Origin of the sequence: Bacillus sp. SJ-10, assembly GCF_002843505.1 — a bacterium.
Lineage (GTDB): Bacteria > Bacillota > Bacilli > Bacillales > Bacillaceae > Bacillus > Bacillus velezensis.
Window position 1 is genome coordinate 397,813 of record NZ_CP025258.1, and the last position, 26,629, is coordinate 424,441.

Below are 26,629 nucleotides of genomic sequence, written 5' to 3' on the forward strand. Positions count from 1 at the left end.
CAGGAATATATGTCCATTATAGAGTATGGTAAAAAGAAAAGGAGGGTTTTATATGGAGAAAAAAGTATTGCTGACAGGCTTTGACCCCTTTGGCGGGGAAACGGTCAATCCTTCATGGGAAGCGGTCAAACGGCTGGACGGTGCCGCTGAGGGCCCCGCCTCTATCGTATCTGAACAAGTGCCGACCGTTTTTTATAAGTCTCTTGCCGTGCTGCGCGAGGCGATCAAAAAGCATCAGCCTGACATTATCATCTGTGTCGGACAGGCAGGCGGCAGAATGCAGATCACGCCGGAACGGGTTGCGATCAATCTCAATGAGGCGCGCATACCGGATAACGAAGGAAACCAGCCTGCCGGGGAAAACATTTCTCAAGACGGTCCCGCGGCCTATTGGACCGGCTTTCCGATCAAACGGATCGTTGAGGAAATCAAAAAGGAAGGCATTCCCGCGGCTGTATCCTACACGGCGGGGACGTTTGTATGCAATCATCTCTTTTACGGCCTGATGGATGAAATCGCCTGCCATCATCCCCACATCCGCGGCGGGTTTATACACATCCCGTACATACCGGAGCAAACTTTGCAGAAGTCTGCGCCGAGCCTCAGCCTGGATCTCGTGACAAAAGCGCTCAAAATCGCCGCGGTGACCGCCGCGGCGCATGAGGACGATATTGAGACCGGCGGAGGCGAACTTCACTAAGCTGCAGACGCCGCCTCGGCCCATTTCTTCCGGTAAACGATGCGGGACAGCGTCACACTGATTTCATAGAGGACAAGCAGCGGAATCATGACGAGAAAGTCAGACATAAAATCCGGAGGCGTAATCAGCACCGAGACGACGATCAGCACAAAATACGAAAGCTTCCGCGCCTTTGCCAGCCGGGTTGGATTCACGATTCCGAGCCGTGTCAGAAACATGACGGCCAGAGGCATTTCAAATAAAAATCCGAACGGCAATGTAAGATTCAGCATAAAGGTAAAATACTTGTCCGCCGTAAATACCATATCAAAATGGCCGGCGGATAATTGTGTTAAAAATCCGAGCACAATCGGAAACAGCACAAAATACCCGAAGGAAATTCCGATGATAAACAAAACCGAAAGCCCCGGAATGTAAAGCAAAGCGGCGCGGCGTTCAAACGGGGTCAAAGCCGGCGCCGTAAAACGCCAGAGCTGAAAGGCCGCAACCGGAATCGCTGCCGTAAGGGCGCATATTCCCGCAATCATCATATACACCCATAAAATCTCGCTCGGCCCTAAAACGGCCAGCCTGCCATCCAAATCCTTGATCAGCCAGTCATAAATATCCTGCACAAACCAGCAGGCGCCGATAAAACACACGAGAAAGGCGATAACGGTTTTAATGAGACGCTGCCGGACTTCCTCTAAATGCCCGATCAAGTGGGTTTCTTTTTTATCCAATCGTACATCCTCCTTATAGAGAAAGAGGCAGAAGCGGATTCGTCTGCCCCCATGTCAGGATTCAGCCTGCCGTTTTGTCTTTCTCAGCCGTCTGCTTGTCCGGCTCTTCATTTGAGACCAGTGTTTTTGCGGCACTTTTAAATTCAAGCAGCGTGCGGCCGGCGGCACGGCCGATTTCCGGAAGCTTTGAAGGTCCGAAAATGATGAGAGCGATGACGAAAATCAGGATCAACCCGGGAATGCCGATATTTGAAAACATGAGTGTGCCTCCTTATTGTGAGATTTTGGCCCGTTTCTTTCTCATTTGCTTTTCATGCGCATTGTTATGGGCGAAGAAACGATCCTCTTCCACCTCGTTTGACTGCTTTAAACCGCCTGCAACCGCAGCTTGAGAGACCTTCCGAATCCCCGTCTGGTCTTTCTGATAAATGAATGAAGCCCGCGTGGATACCTCAGCCCCCGGCTCCGTCACGTACGGCACCACTCTGTAATCCGCTCTCCATTGGGCAGGGGTCACCGTACAGCGGACATAGCCTCGGTAATCGTTGAAAAACTTAATATGCGGGTTTTGTTTTAAGATCTGATCCGTATCGGCCCGTTTATCCGCCCCGTTTCCTCCAGATGTAATGGAGGTCCCGACGAATTCGGCTCCGAAAATCTTTGAATTCGTTTGGTTAAAATCGGTATGCAGGTTTGACGCCCAGCTTGCGTGAACATCACCTGTCAGCACGATGACATTGTTCAGGTTTTTGCTTTTTATAAAATTGATGACCCGCTCCCGCTGCGCCGGATAGCCGTCCCATGAATCCATGCTGTATATCGGATTGGCGGTTGTTCCGAAATTCCATTGCGCGAAAAAGATTTGCTGCGCCAGCACATTCCACTTCGCTTTTGAGGCGGCTAAATTTCCGAAGAGCCATTGCTCCTGTTCTGTCCCCATCAATGTACGCTTCGGGTCTCTCCACTCATCAGAAGGCGGCTTATTCCCGTCGCCGTTGGCCTGATCATCTCTATACTGTCTTGTATCAAGCACATTGAACGATGCCAAATTGCCATAAGAAAATTGCCTGTACAGCCGCATATCAGGACCGTTCGGCAATGACATGCGCCTGAGCGGCATGTGTTCATAATAAGCCTGATAAGCTGCGGCCCTCCTGAGCACAAACGCTTCAACGGATTGGCCTTTTTCAGGGATAACATTGGCATAATTGTTTTCCACCTCATGATCGTCCCACGTCACGACCCACGGAAATGCGGCGTGGGCGGCTTTCAGATTGGCATCAGAGCGGTATTGGGCATGACGGTTGCGGTAATCTGACAGTGTATACACTTCAGCGCTGCTGTGCGTCCTGACATTTCCCGTTTTTGACACATATTCGTTCGGTCCGTATTCATAAATGTAATCTCCGAGATGGAACACGAGATCAAGCTTTTCCTTCGCCATATGTTTATACGCCGTATAATAGCCGTGTTCATACTGCTGGCATGAGGCAAACGCAAACGTCATGGCGGATACGTCAGCGCCGGGAGCGGGCAGCGTTTTCGTCCGGCCGACGGGACTGAGCTCATGCCCGCTTTTAAACCGGTAATAGTACACTTTATTGGGCTTGAGCCCGTCCGCCTCGACATGGACGGAGTGTCCGAGATTCGGCTTGGCCATTTCCGTTCCGCGTTTGACGATGTGACGGAAATGTTCATCAGTAGCGATTTCCCATTTTACCGGCACGGCCTGCTTCGGCATGCCGCCCCCATTCAGCGGGTCCGGGGCAAGACGCGTCCAGAGAATGACGCTGTCAGACAGCGGGTCGCCGGAGGCTACGCCGAGGGTGAACGGATAGTTTGAAAATTTCGGAGCGGCATTCACTTCAAACGCGCCGATGGATTGCGCGATCGCTAACCCGAGGGAAAGACCGGCGATTTTCCCGGCGCCTTGTATAAATGCGCGGCGGTCAAACGTATTGTTCTGAAAGCTTTTGTTCTCCAATTCCTTGATCCATTCATCTAAACGGCCGTCATGTGTCATGTCAGTTCCCCTTTCGTCTCATTGATCGCCCTTATTATAAAAAAGAAATGTTAAACCGCTATGAAGAAGTGTGAAGGGTTTGTAAGGCTGAAAAATGGACGGCGGGAGACATTTTTCACATTGTTTCGACAAACCTTGCCCCGCCGGGAGAAAACCCCCTCTGTTTCTTTTTGGCTTGTCATCCGTCAAGCGCACTTTTTTCCTATTTTTCTTCACAAAAAATTAAAAAAACACCGTTCATTTTAAGAACGGTGCGCCCGGGATTAAAATGTATTGTACACGTTTTCGCACGTCTCACCTGTCGGCTGATAGAAGCAGTGGGATCTGAATCTGGCGACGAACGGCTGGCCATACCAAGTCTGCGGGCAGTTGCCCGGCGGCTTAAAATACCACAGGCTGAATTTAGCCGGCCAAAACCGTTCTCCATTAATGTTCCTGCGGGCAAGCCTCCGCTCGGATTCACGCGGTCTCTGGTAAAAGTATCCGTGAGTCACCGCTTCAAACGCGTGCGGCTGAAACACCATCTGCCTGATGGTGCGCAGGCCTTTAAAATCAGAACAATTCGCCCGCACCCTATTGATTCCCACATTGCCGACCAAAAGCATTCCCTGCTTCCCTTCGCCTTCCGCTTCCGCCCTGAGCAGCCTTGCCATTAGATCGACATCGGCGCTCGACGCTTTTACGACTGCCATCATGACACCTCCCGTATTTTCTCCTTTCATCATATTCAGCAGCGGCCCAGTGATGACAGCCAAAAGCCAGAAAACAAATGTTCACGAAAAAAGGGTTTATATTTCTCGTTATGAGGAAACATACTAACATGATTTCCATAAGGAGGAATTCGCATGGAACACATTAAAGCGCTTGCCATTAAAAGCATTATGACCATCATTATTCTGTATCTGATACTCGGCTTAGGTTTTCGCTTTACATTCGGCGACGTGCTGCTGATGACCATTGTGCTGGGAGCCGTTTCCTACTTTACGGGCGACTTGTACGTGCTTCCGAGATGGAATAATATCACGGCGGCGTCCGCTGATTTCGGAATCGCGTTTCTTGTTGTCTGGCTGATGGGAATGCCGCTGTCCATGGGCATTTCCGGGGGAAGACTGGCGTTTGCCGCCCTTATTTCCGCCGTCATCATCGCCGTCGGAGAATATTTTTTCCATATCTATCTGATGAGAAAAGACTTGGGCGGGTCCCGTTTTTTAGAACCCCGGTCCGAATAACGTAAAAAAGGCCGGATAACGGCCTTTTTCGTTTGATTTCACTAATCAATATGCTTTCTGATAAAATGCAGCAGCGTGTTTCCTTGAGCCGTCAATATGACGCCCTTCGCGCCGCACTTCGGACAGGGCGTCCCTTCCTTCTCCTGGCCGGTTCCTTCACAATGCGGACACGTGAGCTCAAGATCGTCGGTTGCGATCACCATGAATATCCCTCCTTTTTTGATTGTCTGTCCGTCTCCATTCACTTTCCATGGCCATCACCTCCTTAACAACACAAAAAACCCCGTCCATCAAAGGACGAGGTTTTCGCGGTGCCACCTTTATTAACGGCTGAAGAGCCATTCTCTCAAAAAGTACAGAAACACACGGTTTCAATACTCCTTTCTTGATAACGGGGAAAGAATCCCGGCACCGCCTACTGTCATTTCAGCGCAGCAATTCAGAAGCCCATTCGGCACCGGACGGGGATCGGTTCACAGCGGCCACCGACTCTCTGAACCCCGCGCGCTGATGCGTACTTACTCTTCCTCAGCATTGTTCATCCGTTCTTTTATTTTAAAATGTATCATACGCTGTCATCCGGCGGAAGTCAATAACCTTTCGGATCGGACAGGCCGAGCATGTCCCGCGCCATTTGCATATGCTCCTCTTGCCCCGTCTGAAGCGCGAATTTCGCCGTTTCCACGGGATAAGCGGCCTGCCATTCTGTCACATGCTCCTGCATTTTCGGCCAGACGCGCCCGCCTTCAGCTTCGTAGCTCTTCATCAGCCGTTTTGTTTCTTTTTCTCCTAATATCACTTGATAAAGGACAAAATCCTTGGCCGGATCGGCAACCTTTGCCTCCGTCCAATCGAGGAGACCCGTCACACGCTGATTTTCGCCGATCAAAATATGCGGAGGATGCAAGTCGCCATGGATCAGCGCGGAAAAATCAGGCCAGTACGAGCTGTCATTTATCCACGTTTGCCATCTTTTCCAAAGCGGCTCTGAGACCCCGATTTCTTTTTTTATGTGATCCATTGATTCCGCCGCCCTTTGCCTGACGTCATCCGGTTTTATGATTTCAATTCCGGATCTGGAGGCCGCATCCGGGTCTGCCCCGTGCAGCTCGGCTAATGCCGCGGCAAGCGAGCCGACAAAACCGTCTGAAGGCGGCTCGTGTTCCATATTCCAGACATACTGTTTCTTATCCAGATCAATTGCGGCAGCTGGTATTCCGTCCAGTTTCGGATAAGCGATCAGTTCCGGTGTATGAATCCGCCAATCGGGCACTGATACCGCGGCATGGCTGCGGAGAAACGCGAGAACGCCGCTTTCTGCAGCCGCTCTTTCAATAACATCGGGACGGCGCGGCTTTCGGAGCACCCATGTCATGCCGCTGTCATCTTCAGCAAATACGACTTGGAAGTCCATACCCGTTTCATTTATGTCCGCCCCTTCATATTTTAACCGTAAGCCATTTTCCTTTGCGATGTTCAGAACGGTTTCTATTTCCCTTTGTTTTGTCACTTCGTTTCCCCATTTCCCTTATTTACTGACACAGAGCTTCGCCTGAGGCGGAGGAGAAAGAGATATGTGAAGACGCCAAAAAGAGGGCGGCATAATCGCCGCCCCCTCATTATTACTTCAGGTTCCTTTATTCAGGCAGACAATCCCGGTTTCCTCCGCGCTCAAGGCAGAGACATTGACACTATTTTATTAGTGCGAAAACCGGATTTTGACTTGCCATCAGGACCCCTCCGTTCTTTCTTAGTTAACATTATTTTACACAAAAAACCTTATATATGTAAACCTTATTTATCAGCTTACCGGCTGCCTCCGCTGACAAATTTTGATCCTTCGCGTAAATCTTTCGCCTCCAAAAAGAAGACGTGAATGAATTTTTTCATATTCACTTTAACCGGAGAAAGCGGCACGGTTTCCTTAGCCTGCATTTCTTTCATTCTCTTGCTGACAGCGGGGAAATCAAAGAATTTCGAGGCGTAATATTCAAATTTGGGGTTTGAAAAATCAGTTGTGCCCAATGAAGCGAAGTGGTTTAACGAATGAATGACGGCCCTTCTGATCCGCTGTTCCGAGGCTTTGATTTCTCTGTTAACCTCGGCTTGTGCCGCCGCAGGCCCCAGCTTCCGGATGGCGACGTTTGTAAACATCTGCTTTAAAGACGGGATGTTTCTTTCCGCCTGTTCATCCTCAAATAAATAGTGAAGGACAGCCATGAGGTCATGCGCCCCGCTTTCTCCCACGATGCCTAATTCCGATAAAAGAAATTTTCCTGTTTCTTTGATTGATTTCTCGTGCATCCCCCCCGGCCCGCTTTTTTTCGGCTCATTCCGCTGAATAAGACGGCTTAACGAGTGTTGGATATCGCCGATCGAGGTTTCCAGTTCAATCCGCTCTTTTACTTTTCGCAAAACGGTGACGATCTCGATTTTGTTGATCGGTTTGTGGATAAAGTATTCGATGCCGAGAGAATAAGCTTCTCCCACCATTTCCTTTGCCTCCACCTGCGATATCATCACCGCTTTTCCGTTGTACGATCCCTGAAGATGCCGGATCGTCTCAATCCCGTCCCGCCCCGGCATCAGCAGATCAATTAATAAAATATCGACTTGTTTAAAATGGAGATAATGCCCTTCAATCTGGCTTCCGTCCTCTGCCTCACCGACGACTTCTCCTAAGTCCTCGTCCTCGATCATCTGTTTTAAAATGGAACGGATCGCCCGGTCATCATCAGCTATAAAAAAACGCATATTATGAGTTCATCCTTTCTGCAATCAAATGCTTCACCGGCAGCTTAATCGTAAATATGACGCCTTTTGGCTTGTTATGAAAGGAAATGTCTCCGTCAAGTTCAGTTACGATTTCCTTCACGTAAGTAAGCCCGATGCCCGTTGAAGGTGTGCCGAATTCATCGTATTTGGACGTAAACCCGGGATCATAAACGACCTCTCCGATTTTTTCCGGAATGCCGGGACCGTCATCTTCCGCCTCAAATTCGGCCATCTCCCCCTCCGCCCTGCGCAGCGCGAGGCGGATCTCACCCCTGCCACCCATGGCTTCGACGGCATTGGCGGTCAGATTATTTAAGATCGACAAGACGGTAAAGACGTGATAATCGGGATGCTCTCCTTCAACCACGCTCCGGAATTGAATGTCCTTGCCTAAAGATTCGGCGTATTTTTCATTGATTCGGATGACGATGCCGACCAGAGCGGCGGCATTCATGTAATCCCGGAATCTCTCATTGGAAATCAGCTTCGACAGGCCGGCGAATATTCGCTGATTGTCTTTTTTCACTTCATGAATTTCTCCCGCAAGGCGCAGCATTCGGCTCCCGAGCTCCCGGTCGTTCCCGCTCATTTCCCGATATAGCTGATAGGATTCTTTCGTCACATGCTCCGTCGTTTTCAGCGTTTTTTTCAAATGAATCGTTTCTTCATATAAGTTAGACACAATCATCAGCATGTGCTCATGCTGCTTTCTCGTTTGTTTTTCCCTGACCTGAGATTCGTGCAGCTTCATCACGTTGAAAAAACTCAGCACAATAAATGTGTGAGAAACAGCGATAACCGCAATATCCGCCAGCTTGTCCGGCATCATAATCTGCCGGCCGCCGGAAAACTGAACCGTCATTTCAACGGCATCGGACGCAATTTCAATGAGAAAACCGAGAAACCCGATCATCAGCGGCCGATCCCAAAAAAGCCTGACCTTCAGCACATAAAACAAGCAGGCATATGTAAAGTAAAAAAAGAAACTGGGATATTGGCTGAAAAAAGCCTCCGTAAAGCCGGCATGCTCTCCTCCCCAGCACGCCAGGCCGATCCGGAATGCCACAACGGCTGCACCTGTCAACAGCCCTGACAATACTGCCGGCACATGCCGAAGCAGCAGCAGAAAAAAGAAAAAAGCCGGGGCGCCGAAGCTGATCCGATATACCTCATTCAGGGGGTAAAATTTCAGTTCCCCCGCCAGCGGCACGGTGATCAGCATAAGGGCGAAAAGATAGCCGTCTTTTTTCAGTAAATAGTCGAGCCTGATCATAATCACTTCCTTCTTCTGTCTATTTTGAACAAGACCGATACAGTCCGCAAATTTCTTTAGACCCGAATGGCGGGACACTCCGGCTGATTTATAAATCTATCGGCTTATTTTAAGAATGATTTTGTCGTATTTTGTATGATTCTGTAGATGTCATTATACATTAACATGGAACACGCTATTTTTGAAAACGTTTTCCAAGACCGGTTTCCGCTTCGGACAGGCTTGCAATAGAGGAGGAATGTTATGAAAGATATGGTCAGAGAGCGCCTTGAAAAAGAGGAACTGGCTTCACTTTTACAAGATTGGGTCGAGCATTACCGACCGTTTTCCGTCAATGGAAAAAGCGCAAATTATATACCCGCCCTCGGAGAAATCAACGACTCTCAGCTGGGCATTTGCATATTAGAGCCGGATGGCTCAATGATTCATGCCGGTGAATGGAATGTCCCGTTCACATTGCAGAGCATCTCAAAAGTCATCAGCTTTATTGCCGCCTGCATGAACAGAGGCATTTCTTACGTGCTGGATCGTGTGGACGTGGAACCGACGGGTGATGCGTTTAATTCTATCATCCGGCTTGAAATCCATAAACCCGGGAAGCCCTTCAACCCGATGATCAATGCCGGCGCCATTACCGTCGCCTCGCTGCTTCCGGGTGAAACGGCGCATGATAAATTAGAATATCTCTTTTCCGTTTTTGAAAAATTAATAGGAAAACGCCCTCACGTTCACGAGGAGGTCTTCCGTTCTGAATGGCAGACCGCGCATCGGAACCGAGCGCTCGCCTACTATTTAAAAGAAACGAACTTTCTCGAGGCGGATGTGGAAGAAACGCTTGAAGTGTATTTAAAGCAGTGCGCCATGGAGGGTACAACCGAGGACATCGCTTTAATCGGATTGATACTTGCGCATGACGGCTACCATCCGATCCGACGGGAACAGGTCATTCCGAAAGATGTCGCGAAACTCGCCAAAGCCCTGATGCTGACATGCGGGATGTACAATGCGTCAGGCAAATATGCGGCTTTCGTCGGCGTCCCGGCCAAAAGCGGGGTATCCGGCGGCATTATGGCATTGGTTCCCCCAAGCGCCAGAAGAGAACAGCCTTTTCATAACGGCTGCGGCATCGGCATTTACGGTCCGGCCATTGATGAATACGGCAACAGCCTGACCGGCGGCATGCTGCTGAAACATATCGCACAGGAGTGGGAGCTCAGTATTTTTTAATCAAACGAACCAAGAGGTGATTGGATGCAGGAATTCCTTGAAAATGTAATCGGCTCGGCAAATGATTTTTTATGGTCAAAACTGTTAATCGTACTGCTTCTTTCTCTGGGACTGTTTTTTACATTCAGATCAAAGGGTCTGCAAGTCCGCATGCTGAAGGAAATGATCCGGGTTTTGAAGGAAGGCGCGGCCGCCCGGACAAAAAACAGCATTTCCCCGTTTCAGGCATTTTGCATCAGTATGGCGGCGCGTGTCGGAACCGGGAATATTACCGGAATCGCCATTGCGATCGCACTCGGCGGTCCGGGCGCTATTTTCTGGATGTGGATTATCGCAGTCATCGGTTCGGCTTCAAGCTTTGTTGAAAGCACGCTGGCCCAAATTTATAAAGTAAAAGATCAAAACGGATTCCGCGGGGGCCCGGCCTATTACATGGAAAAGGGCCTGAAGAAACGCTGGATGGGCGCGCTGTTCGCCGTATTAATCACACTGTCATTCGGGGTTGTTTTTAATTCCGTTCAATCCAATACGATCAGCGTCGCCTTTCAAAACGCGTTCGGCACCAGCCGGCTTTCATTGGGCATTATGTTAATCTTGGTTTTCGGCGGCGTAATCTTCGGCGGCGTCAAACGAATTGCGAAAATGGCGGAATACATCGTAGTCGTTTTGGCCGTTTTATATATCGGTGTCGCTTTCTTTGTCATTCTGACGAACATCACCCAATTGCCCGGCGTTCTGTCGCTAATCGTAAAAAATGCGTTCGGCATTGATCAGGCAGCGGGCGGCGCTTTAGGTGCGGCCTTGATGCAAGGTGTAAGACGCGGGATTTTCTCAAATGAAGCGGGTATGGGAAGCGCTCCGAACGCGGCGGCGACAGCTACGACGAGCCACCCGGTGAAACAGGGGCTCATTCAGGCATTCGGCGTCCTGACGGATACGCTCGTCATTTGTACAAGCACGGCGCTTATCATTTTATTTTCAGACGCTTATCAGCAGCCGGGCCTGAGCGGCATCGCGCTTTCTCAGGCCGCCTTGAGCGACCATGTCGGCGCGTGGGCGTCAGGTTTCCTTGCCGTCTTAATGCTTTTGTTCGGCTTCAGCGCTCTGATGGGCAACTATTATTACGGAGAAACCAATATCGGATTTTTAAGCCAGAACAAAAAATGGCTGTTCATTTACCGCATCTGCGTGCTCGGAATGGTACTGTTCGGCTGTATTTCCAAAGTCCAGCTTGTGTGGGATATGGCTGACTTGTTCATGGGCTTAATGGTGGTCGTGAACTTAATCGCGATTTTCCTTCTGTCGAAAAAAGCGTTTGCCGCTTTAAGCGATTATGTCCGGCAAAAGAAAGCCGGAAAGGACCCCGTCTTTTACAGAGATGTGCTCCCTGATGATGACGGGATCGAATGCTGGGAGTATTCAGACATCGCGAAAAGTGCGAAAGGCAAACACATTTCCTAAACAAAAGGTGTTCGGGCAGCGTCCTGAACACCTTTTTTCTGCCGGTTCATTGACAAAGAGAAAAGCGTCCATTACCCTTTTTATATATTTTCAGTAAAGTCAGAAAGGAAGGCCTATGAATCCCATTACACAAATATTAAATGAATACCCGGTAATGATCATAGACGGCGCGATGGCAACCGAGCTTGAGCGGATGGGCTGTGATTTACATGACGATCTGTGGTCGGCCAAAATTCTTTTGGAGAGACCAGAACTGATCAAACAGGTGCATGCAGAATATTTTGCCGCCGGCGCTGATTGCGCGATCACCGCCAGTTATCAATCGACAATCGAAGGATTTGCAGCGCGCGGCATCCCGGAAACCGATGCGATACGTCTCATTCAGACATCTGTTGAACTTGCCGCACAAGCACGCGATGAATTTTGGGCGCATGAAGAAAACCGTTCACACCGGCCCAAACCTTTGGTCGCCGCTTCTATCGGACCTTACGGCGCGAGCCTCGCTGACGGCTCTGAATACCGCGGCCATTACGGACTGACGGAGGATGAGCTGATCAGCTTTCACCGGCCCCGGATGAAAGCCCTCATAGAATCCGGCGCCGATCTTTTGGCCTGCGAGACCATTCCGTGCCTGTCAGAAGCAAAAGCGATCACAAGGCTGCTGGAGGAATTCCCCGGCACTTATGCATGGATCAGCTTCAGCGCCAAAGACGGACGGCATATCAGCGAAGGCACGCCTATTTCCGAATGCGCGGCCCTGCTTGACTCCTGCAGCCAAATCGCAGCGATCGGCATCAACTGCACACCGATTGAACATATTCCGCCGCTGATAGAAGAAATCAAACGGTCAGCATCCAAACCGATTATCGCCTATCCGAACTCCGGCGAACAATATGACCCAGTGACAAAAACCTGGAAAGGCGCAGCGTGCGAAAACCATTTCGGAAAAAGCGCGCAAAGCTGGTACGAAAACGGCGTGAGCCTGATCGGAGGCTGCTGCCGGACGAAACCTGCGGACATTCAGGCCATTGCCGATTGGGCCAAGACCTTAAAAACAACTTGACTAATCGGAATAGTTTGTATATTCTATTCAAAAAGCCGGTTCGCCGGAATCTCGTGCCGTTCGCCGGCATGAGATTTTTTATTAGAACGGCCCTCGCAGAAAGTTGGAAAACAATGAACAACAAGAACGAGACGAATTTTCAGAGAAGTATGAAAAGCAGACACCTCTTTATGCTATCACTCGGAGGTGTGATCGGAACGGGGCTGTTTTTAAGCTCTGGGTATACCATTCATCAGGCGGGTCCGGCGGGCACCATTTTCGCTTACCTTTTGGGCGCGGGCATCGTCTATCTTGTCATGCTTTGCCTTGGTGAACTGTCAGTAGCTATGCCCGTGACGGGCGCATTCCATACTTATGCGAAAACCTATATTGGGCCGGCGACGGGCTTTACGGTCGCATGGCTGTACTGGCTGACGTGGGCGGTGGCGCTGGGCTCTGAATTCACGGCGGCCGGGCTTTTCATGCAGCGCTGGTTCCCGCATACTTCAGTTTGGATGTGGAGTGCGGTATTCGCTCTTCTCATCTTTTTATTAAACGCCTTCTCCGTGAAATTTTTTGCTGAATCGGAGTTTTGGTTCTCAAGCATTAAAGTCTTAGCCATCTTACTGTTTATTTTATTGGGCGGAGCGGCGATGTTCGGCATCGTCCCGATGAAAAGCGGTGAGGCCGCACCTATGCTGTCGAACTTTACGGATAGCGGCAGCCTTTTTCCAAATGGCTTTTTCCCGATACTGATGACAATGCTTTCAGTAAACTTCGCTTTTTCAGGGACGGAATTGATCGGAATCGCCGCAGGGGAAAGCGCCGATCCGGAAAAAACCGTTCCGCGCGCCATTAAAACCACAGTCTGGCGGCTGGCGCTTTTCTTTATCGGAACGATTTTTGTGCTGTCAGGGATGATCTCCATCAAGGAAGCCGGTGTGATTGAAAGCCCGTTCGTCACGGTATTTGACAGAGTCGGCGTGCCTTATGCGGCCGATCTGATGAATTTCGTCATTTTAACAGCGCTTCTGTCTGCGGCCAATTCAGGGCTGTACGCGTCATCACGTATGCTGTGGTCCCTGTCTAAAGAAGGGGAGCTTCATCCCGCCTTTGCCAGACTGACTTCTAGAGGCATTCCTTTTAACGCTCTGATCTTCAGTATGATCGGCGGCATTCTGTCGTTGTTGTCAAGCGTGGTTGCAGCGGATACAGTCTATCTTGTTCTCGTCTCCGTCTCAGGATTTGCGGTAGTGGCTGTGTGGATGAGCATCGCCGCATCGCAATTTTTGTTCAGAAGACGGTTTCTTACAGAAGGGCACCAGCTTTCAGACTTGAAATACAGGACGCCGGGATATCCGGCCGTACCGATAGCGGCCTTTCTCCTGTGCCTCGCCTCCTGTATCGGCATCGCTTTTGATCCGAACCAGGCCATCGCCCTTTATTGCGGGATTGCATTTATGGCCGTTTGCTACAGCGCTTATTACTTGAAAAACCGGAAAAGCAGAGCCCGCGTGCAAGCCGTAAAATCCCAATAACCGAAAAAAGAACCCTGCAGCGCAAGGGTTCTTTTTTCATTTATACTTCAACCACCCATCTGAACGAATCCCGCACCTTCCCGACTTGGATGCCGGCAATCGTTTCATAGAGCCTTTCTGACACTTCACCGATCAAACCGTTATTCAGCTCAATCGTTTCTCCGTGAATGTGCAGCGCGCCGACCGGCGAGATGACGGCCGCGGTTCCCGTACCGAATACCTCTGACACCTCGCCTCTCATCGCAGCCTCATAGATGTCATCAATGGCGACCTGTTCTTCCCTGACACGGATGCCCCAGCTTTTTAACAGCTCTATCACAGATGCGCGTGTGATGCCCCCGAGAATGCTTCCGTTTAATGACGGCGTTACGGCCTCTCCGTTTATGATGAAAAAGATATTCATACTTCCTACCTCTTCGGCATATTTCTTTTCCACCCCGTCGAGCCAAAGCACCTGATCATACCCCAGTTCTTCGGCTTTCCGCTGAGCCTGTAAGCTGGCCGCATAATTTCCGGACGTTTTGACGTCGCCCACTCCGCCGGTGACGGCACGCACATACTCATCCTCCACATAAATCCGGATCGGTTTCAGCTGATCGCCGTAGTACGAACCGACAGGCGTCAAAACAACCATGAACTTGTAACGCTTTGAAGGCCGGACGCCTAAAGAAGGCTCAGTCGCAATCACAAACGGACGGATATATAAAGAGGTTCCTTTTTCTATCGGTATCCATTCCTGCTCCAGCTCCACCAATTGTATCAATGCCTCCAGCGCCAGCTTCTCGTCAAGAGGCGGCATGCTCATTCGCCGTAACGATTTATTCAGCCGTTTTATATTTTGGTCAGGACGGAACATCAACACCCGGCCGTCTTCTGACCTGTAAGCCTTCAGCCCTTCAAATACGGCCTGCCCGTAATGGAAAACCGATGCGGAAGGATCCAGATGGACCGGTTCATAAGGTGTGATTCTCGGATCATGCCACCCTCTCTCCTCTTCGTAATCCATGACAAACATGTAATCTGTGAAGTACTTGCCAAATCCCAATGAAGCGGAATCCGGTTTTTCTTTTCTTGCTGTGACCTTACGTCTTTCAATCAGTTGATTCAACAAAAGCACACCTTTCTTGTAATTGTTTAAATTTTCAGTCTTTTATAAGCTGCCTGTTTTCTCTGTCCCGAATCTTGTATGCACAGATATATGAGAATGCAGTTGACCGTATCATATCAAATATACCACTTATAAGAGGATAATTATCACAATTTTTGATATTTTCAAGCGAAAATCTAACTTTATTTTATTCTCCTTCATTTTTTTCAATGCGGACTTTCTGTCATATTAAATGATTGCGCTTACATAATGTAAAGCAATCCTTTCTTTCGCACAGTCAATAATGTGACAAATTTATGGCGGATAGGAAGGTGGTTGCCGCCTGCTTCACGAATTACGTATGAAATGCGCAAGTAAAAGGGGGATTCGCTTGAAAAAATTTATCGCATTCCAGATTTTGATCGCTTTAGCCATCGGAGCATTGATCGGCCATTTCTTCCCGGATTTCGGGATGGCGCTGCGGCCCGTCGGAGACGGATTTATCCGCCTGATTAAAATGATTGTCGTGCCGATCGTGTTTTCGACCATTGTCATCGGAGCCGCCGGCAGCGGCAGTATGAAAAAAATGGGCAGTCTCGGCATCAAAACGATTATTTGGTTCGAAGTGATTACGACGCTTGTTCTGGCGCTCGGTCTGTTATTGGCGAACGTGCTGAAGCCGGGAGTCGGACTTAACCTCTCTCATCTTGCTAAAAAAGATATTCACGAGCTTTCCGGCTATACGGAAAAAGTAGTCGACCTGAAACAAATGCTTCTTGATATTATCCCCGTTAACATCATTGACGTCATGGCGAAAAACGATCTTCTCGCCGTCATTTTTTTCGCGATTTTATTCGGTGTTGCCGCAGCCGGCATCGGCAAAGCCTCCGCACCTGTCATGAGTTTCTTCGAATCCACGGCAAATATTATGTTCAAACTGACGCAGATGGTGATGGTCACCGCTCCGATCGGCGTTCTCGCCCTGATGGCCGCCTCCGTCGGGCAATTCGGAATCGCGCTTTTGCTTCCGATGCTGAAGCTGATCGGCACTGTGTTCCTTGGGCTGTTCCTGATACTCTTCGTTCTGTTTCCGATCGTGGGGCTTATCTTTAAAATCAAGTACTTTGAAGTGCTGAAAATGATTTGGGATCTGTTTTTGATCGCTTTCTCCACGACAAGCACAGAAACCATTCTGCCTCAGCTGATGGATCGGATGGAGAAATACGGCTGTCCGAAGCGGGTCGTCTCCTTTGTGGTTCCGTCAGGTTTATCGCTGAACTGTGACGGCTCAAGCCTCTATTTATCGGTGTCCTGTATTTTCCTGGCGCAGGCGTTTCATGTGGAGATGCCGCTTTCTCAGCAGCTTCTGATGATGCTTGTCCTCGTGATGACAAGCAAAGGCATTGCCGCCGTCCCGTCAGGCTCACTCGTCGTGCTTCTGGCGACAGCGAATGCCGTCGGTCTCCCCGCGGAAGGCGTCGCCATCATTGCCGGTGTCGACCGCGTCATGGACATGGCGAGAACCGGCGTCAACGTGCCCGGCCATGCGGTCGCCTGCATCGTCGTGTCCAAGTGGGAAAAAGCATTCAAATATAAAGGACCCGTCACGGCAGACCAGACCGCCCGGACAGAAAGTATGTAAACACAAAAAAGACCACCTCATTGGTGGTCTTTTCTATTAATCAATCGCCGCATGATCCTCTTTTTCAATCAAAGCAAGGCGTTCATTGATTTCTTCCTGAGTCATTTCGTGCTCTTTCACATACATGTTGCGTTCGTTCGTACGGCATTCGTGACTGCAGCTGCGCATGTATTTGTATTCATTCTCAGGTGTGCAGATCATTTTTTTATTACATGCCGGATTTGCGCAGTTCACATAACGCTCGCACGGCTCACCCGTGAAATAATCTTTTCCGATGATAACGTGCTCTACGCGGTTGACCGGTACGCTGATTCTTTCGTCAAACACGTAGCACTGTCCGTCCCACAGCTGCCCTTGCACTTCAGGATCTTTACCGTAAGTGACGATACCGCCGTCAAGCTGGGACACGTCTTCAAAGCCCTTCTTCAGCAGCCAGCCGGAAAATTTCTCACAGCGTACGCCGCCTGTGCAGTACGTGAGGATTTTTTTGCCTTCAAGCATGTCTTTGTGCTCTTCAATCCAGTCCGGCAGCTCACGGAACGCCTCAATATCAGGTCTGACCGCTCCGCGGAAATGACCGAGATCATACTCATAGTCGTTTCTGGCGTCGATCACGATCGTGTCAGGGTCCTGCATTTGCTCATAAAAGTCTTTCGGTTTCAAATGCTTGCCCGTCGTGACATTCGGATCAACATCATCTTCGAGACGAAGCGTCACCAATTCTTTTTTATGGCGCACAAACATTTTGCGGAATGCATGTCCGTCAGCCTCGTCAATTTTGATCGGCATGTCGGCAAAGCGCGGATCAGCTTTCAGCGCATTCATGTATTGTTCCGTCTGTTCAACCGTTCCGGACACCGTACCGTTAATGCCTTCCTCAGAAATCAAAATACGGCCTAACAGACCGAGCTCCTTACAAAACTTCAAATGCTGAGCCGTGAACTCCTCAGGCTCAGCAATCTTTACATATTTATAATAAAGTAAAACTCTATATTGTTTTTCCATGATTTATACACCCTGTTCAATTATATTAATGATCGCACACTCTACTATATCATACAGGAAAACGGGCGAAAGATGAACATTTCCGTCCGTACTCTTTCTTCCAGTCACGCTTCGCCTTTTAAAACCTGCTGAAAATAAAACCGATACGTATTGCGCAAAAAGGTCTCAAGCGAAAGGCCGGCCGCGGTCTGATACTTGCCGATAATAAACGGAAAACGTTCACGGCCTTTTGTCCGCAGAAGATCGGCGCTGTCTTCAGCCAGTTCTGAGATGAGCGCCTCAACGACAGGCCGGCATGCGTCCCGCACGGCTTCAAGAATTTGCTGATCGCCTGTATGCCGGTACTGTTCTATCAGCTTTGCCAAATCCTTTTCTTCCATAATGTTCACTTCCTTACACCATATAAAAAAGAGGAGCAGCTTTTATAAAGCGGACGCCTCCTCCTGTGACTCCGCATAACCGATGATCTGGCCGACCTGTAATTCACGGCCTTCAGTCAGGTTATCCGAAGGGGTAAACATATCTTTCTCGAATACTAAAATAACGGTCGATCCAAATGAAAAATAGCCCAGCTCTTCCCCCGTCTCAAGCCTGTTTCCGGTGTTTGTCTGAACGATCGAGTTAATATTCATCGCACCTACCGGAATCATGAGCATCTGCTGATCAGCACGGGTCAGCTCGTACACATAACGGTAATTTTTTGAGAGCACATCTTTCCCGTACTTTAACCCCATCGTATTAACGGGATAGGAGCGTTTCCCCAGCTCGGCCAGCTTCTGATACGTGCAGCTGACGGGAGAATGGAAGCGGTGGTAATGTCTCGGGCTAAGGTAAAGCACGGCAAAACACCCGCCGTTATACTTGTGATCGGCGCTTTTAAACCCCGTCAGTTCGGCGAACGAGTAATCCTTCCCTTTTACCATGAAAGTTTGATTGGGATTAATCATGCCCACCGTCTGAACGACGCCGTCCACCGGGCTGACGATGGCGTTCTTCTCTTTTGCCACGGGGCGGAGATTCAAATTAATATCACGAATGAAAAATGACGCCAGTGAATCAAAGTCAGAAGCCGTGCGTTCCGTTTCATTCCAATTGATGCGATAGTGTCTGGAAAACAGCGGAATCACCGGCTTGCTCAGTTTCGATTCACAGAAGTTTTTAATGAGATAAGACGTCAATCGATTATTAGTCAGTTCAATCAATGAACGGTAAAGAACTTTAGCGGCAGTATTAAACATTGATTACTCCTATGAATTTTCCTATAGTAATAAAAATAAAACACCATAAAAACGCTCCGATGGCGGCGAAGCATAAGTAGGTTTTGAATTCCATTCTGCCGATTCCGGAAAAGTAGCAGGTCACGTGTCTGATGCCGGGGATGAAATAACCTAAAATAATGGTGTACGGCCCGTACTTCTTCATCCACCTGTCTACTTTCTCCATCCTCTTTTCCTTCAGGCCGACCCATTTTCCGAACTTATTAATAAACGGCCGGCCGGCTTTTCTGCCGATGAAGTAGCTGATAATCATCCCAAGGAGCGCTCCGATAAAGCTGATCAGAATGGAGAGCCCGTAATTCAGCACGTTTAAATGAGCGAAGTAGCCCACAAGCGTCATCATGACTTCATCCGGAATAGGCAATCCGATAATACCGAGTGTCAGCATGAGAAAAATCGCGATATATCCGTAATCGGATATTAATTGCTGAACTAATTCCATCTTCTGCTCTCCAGGTTTTCAGGCGCCTGTTTTTTAAAGTGCGGAAATTTAATGTTGCTGACCATTAAATAACCGAGCGCGATCGTTCCCGCCCCCAGAAGAAAAGCGTTATTGATAAAGCTCAAAATGACAAGACACATACCCGCAAACGGAATCGGCATCCCGATAAACGTCGGCAGCTTGCTTTGTTCAATATTAAATCTGGAAAGACGGATCATCCCGCAGATGCTGTAGGAAAGCGCGATTAAAATTCCGATGAACGGAATCGTATATAGTGAAACACTGTAAGCGAGCATGGACGGCGCTACGCCGAACGTCACGAGATCAGCAAAGGAGTCAAGCTCTCTTCCCATCTCCGATACCGCGTTCAGCTTACGGGCGGCCAAACCGTCAAAGAAATCAAGAAACATCCCGGTGAAAATAAAGATCACCGCAGAGTGTATATTATGATACAAAAGGGAATGAATCGATAAGAGCCCGCAAATAAAATTTCCAATTGTAATCATACTAGGTATATAATTCACAGTTTACACAAACCTCCAATTAAAACCATATCAAATCGGACTGCGTATGCATAAAGACTCCATTTTACGGAAACATAAAATGGAATTCTTTCAATGCTATCATTCAAATTCTTTTATTATACAGCATTTGGTGTTATTTGAACAATCTAATCTGGTGATTTTTGTTTTTTCGCCGTTCATATTAAGGTAAGCAATCATGGTTTCCTCTATTCCGGATTACCCCGCTTAAATATTCCATGCTGCAATCCGGATTGTCCGTTCTTGATGAATGAAAAGCCGTATGATGTATTGTTATTTCCTTCTCTGTGAAATGAGAACATTACATATAACGATTGCGGACATAAAAAGTTTCAAGAGTTGAAAAGTCTGACTGATACAAAGCGGCCCATACATTATCTCACAACCCCGTTTTCCAGTATATAGTCTGTCCAAACAAAAAAGGCGCCTTACCATTACGGTAAAAACGCCTTTTAAGATCATTTTATGTAATTGATAAATGACTGAGTGCTTCGGCCGCTCTTTCTCTGGCCTCTTCAACGGTCCCGGCTGCAGAAAGCGCAACCGCCATACGGCGTCCAACTTTCGTGACGGGTTTACCGAATACGCGGACCTGAGTGCTTTTTACCGCCAAAGCCTTCTCCAAACCTTCAACCGCATAATCAGCAAGCTCTTTTGGCGCCTTCAGCGGACGGCTTGCCCCCGGCGACAGCTGAGTGATTTCCGGAATCGGGAATCCCAATACCGCGCGGACATGCAGCGCAAACTCCGACAAATTTTGCGTCACAAGCGTAACGAGTCCCGTATCATGCGGACGGGGAGACACCTCGCTGAAATATACTTTATCTTCAGTAAGGAAAAGCTCCACCCCGAACAAACCGTATCCGCCGAGCTCGTCCGTAATGCTTTTCGCAATGTGTTTCGCCTCTTCAATCTGCTGTTCCGTCATATGATGAGGCTGCCATGATTCAATATAGTCACCGTCTTTTTGTTCATGTCCGATCGGCGCGCAAAAGGACGTACCGTTCGCCGCGCGCACTGTCAGAAGAGTGATTTCTGATTCAAACGGAATGAATTCCTCAACGATGACCCGGCCGTTTTTCACCCGGCCGCCTTCCATCGCCATGTCCCAGCAGCTTTTCAGCCCGGAAGCCGAGCGGCACACGCTTTGCCCTTTTCCGGAAGAGCTCATCAGCGGCTTTACCACGCACGGAAAACCGATTGTTTCCGCCGCTTCTTTAAATTCTTCATATGTATTCGCGAATTCATAGCCGGCAGTCGGAAGATGAAGCGTCTCTGCCGCAAGCCGTCTGATGCCTTCACGGTCCATCGTCAGCTTTGCCGCACGCGCATTCGGAATGACGTGAAAACCTTCTTCCTCAAGCTTCAGCAGCTCATCCGTCGCAATGGCTTCCACTTCCGGCACGATCAAGTCCGGTTTTTCTTTCTCAATGACTTCTCTGACCTGCGCTTTATCAAGCATATCAATCACATAGCTTTTGTGCGCGGCCTGCATGGCGGGAGCATGCTCATAGCTGTCAACGGCTACAGTGACAACCCCGAGCCGCTGCGCTTCAATGACGACTTCTTTCCCCAGCTCGCCTGATCCTAATAACAACATCTTCTTCGCCTGATACATGTCCTTTGGCCCCTCCCTTTCTATACCCCACTCATTATAACGGAAATATTCAAAAAATAAAGACAAGATAGATGACAAGCTCTATCCTGTCTTTTGCGCTGATTCGAGCGATTCAATCGCAGCTGACACGTCCTTCTCGCGATATTGCCCCATTAAACATAACGATTCTTCCGCCCGGCAGGCGTGAGAAGCAATGCGGCGCTTGGCTTCCTCATGGTTGTCAAGGATGCCGAGATCACAGAGGCTGACAGGGAAACCGAGCCGGCGGTAAAACGGAAGCAGCTCTTCAATCTCAGGTCTCCGATTCTCGAGCGCGAGCTGCACCAATATGCCGTAAGCAACCTTCTGGCCATGCAGCACCTGATGTGTCTCCTGGAGAAAACTGAGTCCGTTGTGGACCGCATGCGCCCCTGCCATCCTGCACAAACGGCCGCCATACCCGCCGACCGTTCCCGCAAGCATAATGATCGTTTCCGCCGTATGGATGAACGGCACGGACAGCTCGCCTTTCTCCATGCTTCCGACGGCCGCTTCACTGTAACGCAATAACAGATTACGTATATATTCCGCCTGTCTCAGCCCCGCCTGCGCCATCAGCGGCGCCGCCTCCTCCGTATTTCTGATGACCGCCTCAGCCTCATACCATTTCGCCAGCGTATCACCGATCCCGCTTTTCATATATTCAATGGGAGAGGAAAGTAAAAACAGCGGATCAACAAGCGTCAAATAGCTTGAACGCTTATGATAATCAACTCTGATAAAATTGCCGCTCTCATCATATATGACACTCAACGGCGTACTTGCCGCACACGTCCCCGCAATGGAAGGAACCATCACAGCCTCTATATCAAGCCGGTCTGCCGCCGCTTTTGCCAAATCCAAAATCGTGCCGCCTCCGATACCGATGATCACATCCGCGTCTGCCGCCTGCTCACAGACCTTACGCACCGCCTCAGGTGAACAGTATCCTTTATGCTGAATCACATCCCAGGAAGAACCGCCGCTGTAATCGGAGAACGCCTGATAGGATTTGATTCCGGCCACAATAACGGGTTTTCTGAATGTCTCCAGCAGCCCCGGAAGTTCTTTTGCGATTCCTTCCTTGCATATGTACTGATTCGGGCCGCTTCGGACGATATCTTCAGGCTTCATTCGAATCTCTCCTTTGGCTGGAATTTATATATATTTTCCCACTTGTCAGAAAATACATCAACCGGAGGTGCTCAGCGCTTCGCTTCTTCCGCCTCCAAAAACAGCTCATCAAGCCGTTCCAAAGCCTCTGCCTTTTCAAAACTGCTGAACCACAGATCATCATAGGAATCAAGGATGCGGTAATGGTGGGAAATCAAATGCTGCTGCAAGCGGAACTCGCCTTTTTTCTCAATGGCTTTCCACCACACCTTGCCGCCCATCGTCTTCCCCTTCGGCCTGTCAATTGTGCGGTGAGCAACCGTTTCAATGACCTCCAGCGGATCATCTCCTAATACGGATTGCAGTGTTTCACTTGATCTGAAAAGCGCGCAAACCGCCACAACGTGCGGCCATTCCGCAAGCGCCCGCCCTTTCTCAATCTGCACCAGCGACTTTTTAGAAAGGCCGATCACATCCGCCATTTTCTCCTGTGTGTAGCCTCTCTCCGACCGGATTTTCTTCAGCTGGACTGAGACAAGCTCAGTCATATAATCTTGATCCATCTCAACCTCCATATTTATCAATATAGCCATTTTACACCGCGGCACGCCTTTTTTATATCAGAACATTTTCAAACGAATCAAAAGAACCCGGGATTTGGCTTATCATTGAAGCGATGTACCTTTCCGCATAATCCAGAATGATGCGGTGAATACAAACGTACGCCCGAAGAGACAGGTGCGGGCTCCCTGGCGGTTGAGCTCCGGAGAAAATAAAAAGCTGCCGCAGCTGCAGCAGCTAAAACTTTATAGACCGGAAAATCGGCATTATGAAGCGAATACAATCCATCTTGCACTATAATTGACACGTTTTTTCGAACCCTGATTGACCATTTTAAATCTGTATGAATCCCCTTTTTTTAACGAAGGTGTTTCAAAATAAGTCGTTCCATTTTTCTTTGCATTGGCGGTTTTGATTGTTTTCCAGGCACCTTTGCCGTTGACTTGCTTTTGGACGTATATTTTATACGTACCCTTCCCTTTACTGTTGGATTTAAAAGTCACGGCTCTCAAGCTGTACTTTTTTGTCGTTTTAGTGAATTTAGGGTGATATGTATTGATCACATAGTTAGTGAAATACCCGCTTTTATAAGTATGAAGCCAGTCTTTAGCCTCTGCTTTTTGCGGAGAAGAAAAACCCATAAAACCAATTCCGCTGATTAAAAGAGTAAAAATAATGATGAGCGACTTAAAAATCTTTTTGCTTTTCATCGAGAAAATCCTTCCTTCCTGTAACTATTTACCCTATTTATGTTAATGACAATATAGCCAATCATAAATCCGTCCAACTAACCATTTTGACCGCAGGAAGAGATGTGAACAGCCCTTGAAATGACTATATGACTACTACTTATGATTCTTGTTATTTTTGATTAAGTGATAAAGTTACTTTAAGCCGCTATTCATTTTGTTGTTTTTGTATCAATTGTCATAGCGAGGTCTTTTCCTATCAATGCCTCTTTCGGCGTTTGTGCTGCGGCTGTATGATGGGGCTGTCCCTGCTTGAACAAACTCATAAACCCATGACAAGCTGTCATACGTTTGCCACCTATGAATGAACGCACACTACACGCAATGGAGGGATTACAATGGACGAAATGGTCCTGGAAACACAACAATGGCTGAATGAGACGTACAAAGGCAGACACGGGTACAACAAAGTGCCGGAAAACGGAAAAACGGGCTGGGATACCATTTACGGTCTGACACGGGCGCTTCAAATTGAGCTTGGTATTTCAGAACCTGCCGATAACTTCGGACCGACGACACAAAGATTGTTTAAGCCGTTGAAAAAGCAGGCTCCCGATTCTAAACCGACAAACATGAATTACATTCTGCAAGGGGCGCTGTGGTGTAAAGGTTTTAACCCCGGCGGATTTTCAGGCGTTTTCTATGAAAATACCGAAAGCGCTGTAAAAGAGTTTCAAAAAGCGGCCGGGCTCACTAAGCAAGACGGCATCGTCACGGCACTCATTATGAAAGCCTTGCTGGATATGAGCGCTTTTCGGTTAGTAGCGGGAGGCGACAAAAGAATCCGCCAAATCCAGCAGAACCTGAACCGGGATTACAATGACTACATCGGCTTGATGCCTTGTGACGGCTTATATGCCCGCGATACAAACAAGGCTCTCATTTATGCTCTGCAAAAAGAAGAAGGCATGAGCACAAGCGTCGCCAATGGATTTTTCGGGAACGGAACGACCAGCTTATGCCCTACCTTGACTCCCGGCGATTCACGGACAGGCTTTGTTTTGATTGTTCAATACGCGCTTTACTGTAATGGGGAAGCGTTTGATCCCGGTGAATTCGACGGGAAATACGGCGTCGGAGTTGTATCGGCAGTGAAAGCTTTCCAAAAGTTTATGTGCCTGCCGCAGACTGGTTATGCGGACATGCCGACGATTAAAGCTTTATTATCAAGCTCAGGCGACACAACGCGGGCTGCTTCAGCTTGTGACACCGCTGCCATTTTGACGGCAGATACGGCTAAAACTTTGCGTGAGAATGGCTATAAGATCGTGGGAAGATATCTGACCGGGAATGTGCGGACAAGCAGCGGACTGACATCGAAAGCGTTAACGTCAAAAGAACTTTCCGCGATTTTCCATGCCGGCTTAAGCGTGTTTCCGATTTATCAGGACGGCGGCTATGAATCTTCTTATTTTGTAAAAGACCAAGGAACGAGAGATGCGTACAGCGCTGCATCAGCCGCCCGAAGATTAGGCTTTCCGTCAGGAACGACCATTTACTTTGCCGTCGATTTCGATGCGTATGATTATGAAGTCACAGATAAAATCATCCCTTACTTTCAAGAAATCAAGTCAGCTTTTATGAAAATGCAGGCGTTCTCAACTGCGCCGAAATATGAAATCGGTGTATACGGACCGAGAAACATTTGTATCCGGACGTCAGAAGCAGGTCTGACCAAATATAGCTTTACGGCTAACATGTCGACCGGATTCAGCGGAAACCTCGGATACCCGATGCCGAAAAACTGGGCTTTTGATCAATTTTATGAAGGAACGATCGGAAGCGGAGCGGGAAAAGTCGCCATTGACAAAGACGGATACTCCGGAAAAGACTCGGGTGCAAGCAGCGTCCATCCGCCTTCTGATCCTGTGTATGATGCAAGACTAAACACATTAACCAATATTCTGTCAACAATTCCAGCATTGGAAAATTCATCTGGTCTGGCCAATATGATGTTCGAATTCGGTACAACCGAAACCATTTTAGCCTCTCCAACTTTAGATATCTTATTGTCTACTTCAATTCTGTATACGATCCCAAGTGAGGGGTCTGCTAATACAATGACAATAACGAATGGAAAGCCCGGCGCTTATGTTACTGGTTTACTGGGAGATACACAAACAATACTTACGGCTTCAGACATCCGTTCTTATCAAAATTTATTAGACAATCTGAGCCTATCTGTAAGAAACGGTTATCTGGAAATGGCAGTGACCCCATCTGCTCAATCATTAGATGTTTCAATTAAAATCTATACACCTGACATTCCAGTTGCCGATGGGTCCACAACTGGACTTACGACCATGTTTACGTTTAGAATTAAAACGTATAAAGGTGTACCGGTTTCAGCTGCAGAAAGTGAATTAGCGAAGGACTGGGATCTTCTCCCTTCAGGCCTCGTTATTGTTGCAGGCCTGTCTGCTTTCTATTTTACCTCTAAAATCCTTACAGTTGAAAAACCGACTGGGGATAAAACTGTAGAAACGGTAACTGAATTTGCCGTATTTTTGTTAGCTCTTTACGCTTATATGACTGATCTCTACTAATCAAAGAAAAACTGCATGAATATCTCATTCATGCAGTTT

27 protein-coding genes and 1 other annotated feature are annotated in these 26,629 nt (G+C 48.5%); of the genes, 8 read left to right on the forward strand and 19 right to left on the reverse strand.

Features of this window, described 5'->3' with window-relative positions; translation table 11 throughout:
• Positions 1-52: 52 nt before the first annotated feature.
• The gene (gene pcp / locus CXL14_RS01965) at positions 53-700 is read left to right on the forward strand and encodes a pyroglutamyl-peptidase I (RefSeq protein ID WP_014416826.1); all 648 of its coding nucleotides are present in this window, start codon (positions 53-55) and stop codon (positions 698-700) included.
• Here the strand turns inward: pcp and tatC are convergent.
• The 4 genes from tatC to CXL14_RS01990 form a co-directional block, all read right to left on the reverse strand.
• Positions 697-1,422 carry a twin-arginine translocase subunit TatC gene (gene tatC, locus CXL14_RS01970; protein ID WP_014416825.1) on the reverse strand — a complete coding sequence of 242 codons (726 nt, stop codon included), beginning with the start codon at positions 1,420-1,422 and terminating at the stop codon, positions 697-699. The two genes, pcp and tatC, sit on opposite strands and share 4 nt — an antisense overlap.
• Before the next feature lie 61 nt (positions 1,423-1,483).
• A complete protein-coding gene (locus tag CXL14_RS01975; RefSeq protein WP_003156681.1) occupies positions 1,484-1,681 on the reverse strand; it encodes a twin-arginine translocase TatA/TatE family subunit in 198 nt (65 codons plus the stop codon).
• Positions 1,682-1,693: 12 nt separating this feature from the next.
• A complete protein-coding gene (locus tag CXL14_RS01980) occupies positions 1,694-3,445 on the reverse strand; it encodes an alkaline phosphatase D family protein (RefSeq protein WP_014416824.1) in 1,752 nt (583 codons plus the stop codon).
• A gap of 263 nt (positions 3,446-3,708) precedes the next feature.
• Entirely contained in the window at positions 3,709-4,137 is a 429-nt protein-coding gene (locus CXL14_RS01990) for a cell wall hydrolase (RefSeq protein ID WP_003156683.1), read from the reverse strand.
• Positions 4,138-4,290: 153 nt separating this feature from the next.
• Between CXL14_RS01990 and CXL14_RS02000 the strand changes: the two genes are divergently transcribed.
• A complete protein-coding gene (locus tag CXL14_RS02000) occupies positions 4,291-4,674 on the forward strand; it encodes a DUF2512 family protein (protein WP_014416822.1) in 384 nt (127 codons plus the stop codon).
• Positions 4,675-4,715: 41 nt separating this feature from the next.
• Here CXL14_RS02000 and CXL14_RS02005 read toward each other — a convergent pair whose 3' ends face one another.
• The 4 genes from CXL14_RS02005 to CXL14_RS02020 all read right to left on the reverse strand — a co-directional run bounded on the left by CXL14_RS02005 (position 4,716) and on the right by CXL14_RS02020 (position 8,722).
• Positions 4,716-4,877, reverse strand: a complete 162-nt coding sequence (locus CXL14_RS02005; RefSeq protein ID WP_014416821.1) for a tryptophan RNA-binding attenuator protein inhibitory protein — start codon at positions 4,875-4,877, stop codon at positions 4,716-4,718.
• A gap of 87 nt (positions 4,878-4,964) precedes the next feature.
• Positions 4,965-5,215 (reverse strand) — a binding site (T-box leader).
• 48 nt (positions 5,216-5,263) lie between these two features.
• Entirely contained in the window at positions 5,264-6,184 is a 921-nt protein-coding gene (locus CXL14_RS02010) for a macrolide 2'-phosphotransferase (protein ID WP_014416820.1), read from the reverse strand.
• A gap of 296 nt (positions 6,185-6,480) precedes the next feature.
• Complete coding sequence (locus CXL14_RS02015) at positions 6,481-7,428, reverse strand: glutamine utilization two-component system response regulator GlnL (protein WP_007409014.1); 948 nt, start codon at positions 7,426-7,428, stop codon at positions 6,481-6,483.
• 1 nt (position 7,429) lies between these two features.
• On the reverse strand, positions 7,430-8,722 hold the full coding sequence (locus CXL14_RS02020; RefSeq protein WP_014416819.1) for a two-component system sensor histidine kinase GlnK: 1,293 nt from the start codon (positions 8,720-8,722) through the stop codon (positions 7,430-7,432).
• Between the two features lie 243 nt (positions 8,723-8,965).
• On the opposite strand from CXL14_RS02020, the gene CXL14_RS02025 reads away from it, so the two are divergent.
• From CXL14_RS02025 to CXL14_RS02040, 4 genes are all read left to right on the forward strand, one after another.
• Positions 8,966-9,949 carry a glutaminase gene (locus CXL14_RS02025; RefSeq protein ID WP_014416818.1) on the forward strand — a complete coding sequence of 328 codons (984 nt, stop codon included), beginning with the start codon at positions 8,966-8,968 and terminating at the stop codon, positions 9,947-9,949.
• A 24-nt stretch (positions 9,950-9,973) separates the two neighbouring features.
• On the forward strand, positions 9,974-11,410 hold the full coding sequence (locus CXL14_RS02030) for an alanine/glycine:cation symporter family protein (RefSeq protein WP_014416817.1): 1,437 nt from the start codon (positions 9,974-9,976) through the stop codon (positions 11,408-11,410).
• A 115-nt stretch (positions 11,411-11,525) separates the two neighbouring features.
• Positions 11,526-12,473: a homocysteine S-methyltransferase gene (gene mmuM / locus CXL14_RS02035; RefSeq protein WP_014416816.1), complete on the forward strand. Its 948-nt coding sequence runs from the start codon at positions 11,526-11,528 to the stop codon at positions 12,471-12,473.
• A gap of 113 nt (positions 12,474-12,586) precedes the next feature.
• Positions 12,587-13,990, forward strand: coding sequence for an amino acid permease (locus CXL14_RS02040; protein ID WP_162131137.1), 1,404 nt, complete (start codon positions 12,587-12,589; stop codon positions 13,988-13,990).
• Between the two features lie 40 nt (positions 13,991-14,030).
• Here the strand turns inward: CXL14_RS02040 and CXL14_RS02045 are convergent, their stop codons facing one another.
• Positions 14,031-15,098 (reverse strand): branched-chain amino acid aminotransferase, encoded by a 1,068-nt coding sequence (locus CXL14_RS02045; protein WP_029973949.1) that lies wholly within the window; start codon positions 15,096-15,098, stop codon positions 14,031-14,033.
• 370 nt (positions 15,099-15,468) lie between these two features.
• Here CXL14_RS02045 and gltP point away from each other — a divergent pair, with 370 nt between their 5' ends.
• Positions 15,469-16,719 (forward strand): glutamate-aspartate/proton symporter GltP, encoded by a 1,251-nt coding sequence (gene gltP, locus CXL14_RS02050; RefSeq protein WP_007409006.1) that lies wholly within the window; start codon positions 15,469-15,471, stop codon positions 16,717-16,719.
• A gap of 36 nt (positions 16,720-16,755) precedes the next feature.
• Here gltP and trhO read toward each other — a convergent pair whose 3' ends face one another.
• The 10 genes from trhO to CXL14_RS20495 all read right to left on the reverse strand — a co-directional run bounded on the left by trhO (position 16,756) and on the right by CXL14_RS20495 (position 24,331).
• A complete protein-coding gene (gene trhO, locus CXL14_RS02055) occupies positions 16,756-17,724 on the reverse strand; it encodes an oxygen-dependent tRNA uridine(34) hydroxylase TrhO (protein ID WP_089072403.1) in 969 nt (322 codons plus the stop codon).
• Between the two features lie 104 nt (positions 17,725-17,828).
• Positions 17,829-18,104: a hypothetical protein gene (locus tag CXL14_RS02060; RefSeq protein ID WP_014416812.1), complete on the reverse strand. Its 276-nt coding sequence runs from the start codon at positions 18,102-18,104 to the stop codon at positions 17,829-17,831.
• 42 nt (positions 18,105-18,146) lie between these two features.
• Positions 18,147-18,962, reverse strand: coding sequence for a phosphatidylserine decarboxylase (locus CXL14_RS02065; RefSeq protein ID WP_014416811.1), 816 nt, complete (start codon positions 18,960-18,962; stop codon positions 18,147-18,149).
• Positions 18,955-19,443, reverse strand: a complete 489-nt coding sequence (locus tag CXL14_RS02070; RefSeq protein WP_003156711.1) for a DedA family protein — start codon at positions 19,441-19,443, stop codon at positions 18,955-18,957. Before CXL14_RS02070 ends, CXL14_RS02065 begins: the two co-directional genes overlap by 8 nt.
• Positions 19,434-19,967 carry a CDP-diacylglycerol--serine O-phosphatidyltransferase gene (gene pssA / locus CXL14_RS02075; protein WP_007409002.1) on the reverse strand — a complete coding sequence of 178 codons (534 nt, stop codon included), beginning with the start codon at positions 19,965-19,967 and terminating at the stop codon, positions 19,434-19,436. Before pssA ends, CXL14_RS02070 begins: the two co-directional genes overlap by 10 nt.
• A gap of 481 nt (positions 19,968-20,448) precedes the next feature.
• Positions 20,449-21,603 (reverse strand): phosphoribosylglycinamide formyltransferase 2, encoded by a 1,155-nt coding sequence (gene purT / locus CXL14_RS02080; protein WP_014720671.1) that lies wholly within the window; start codon positions 21,601-21,603, stop codon positions 20,449-20,451.
• 81 nt (positions 21,604-21,684) lie between these two features.
• Positions 21,685-22,755: an iron-containing alcohol dehydrogenase family protein gene (locus CXL14_RS02085; protein WP_014416809.1), complete on the reverse strand. Its 1,071-nt coding sequence runs from the start codon at positions 22,753-22,755 to the stop codon at positions 21,685-21,687.
• Between the two features lie 71 nt (positions 22,756-22,826).
• Entirely contained in the window at positions 22,827-23,297 is a 471-nt protein-coding gene (locus tag CXL14_RS02090) for a helix-turn-helix transcriptional regulator (protein WP_003156718.1), read from the reverse strand.
• A gap of 264 nt (positions 23,298-23,561) precedes the next feature.
• Positions 23,562-24,005, reverse strand: coding sequence for a Ser-Thr-rich GPI-anchored membrane family protein (locus tag CXL14_RS02095; RefSeq protein WP_014416807.1), 444 nt, complete (start codon positions 24,003-24,005; stop codon positions 23,562-23,564).
• 191 nt (positions 24,006-24,196) lie between these two features.
• The gene (locus tag CXL14_RS20495; RefSeq protein WP_021495310.1) at positions 24,197-24,331 is read right to left on the reverse strand and encodes a hypothetical protein; all 135 of its coding nucleotides are present in this window, start codon (positions 24,329-24,331) and stop codon (positions 24,197-24,199) included.
• A gap of 51 nt (positions 24,332-24,382) precedes the next feature.
• Between CXL14_RS20495 and CXL14_RS02100 the strand changes: the two genes are divergently transcribed.
• Entirely contained in the window at positions 24,383-26,590 is a 2,208-nt protein-coding gene (locus CXL14_RS02100) for a glycoside hydrolase domain-containing protein (protein WP_014416806.1), read from the forward strand.
• Positions 26,591-26,629 lie beyond the last annotated feature (39 nt).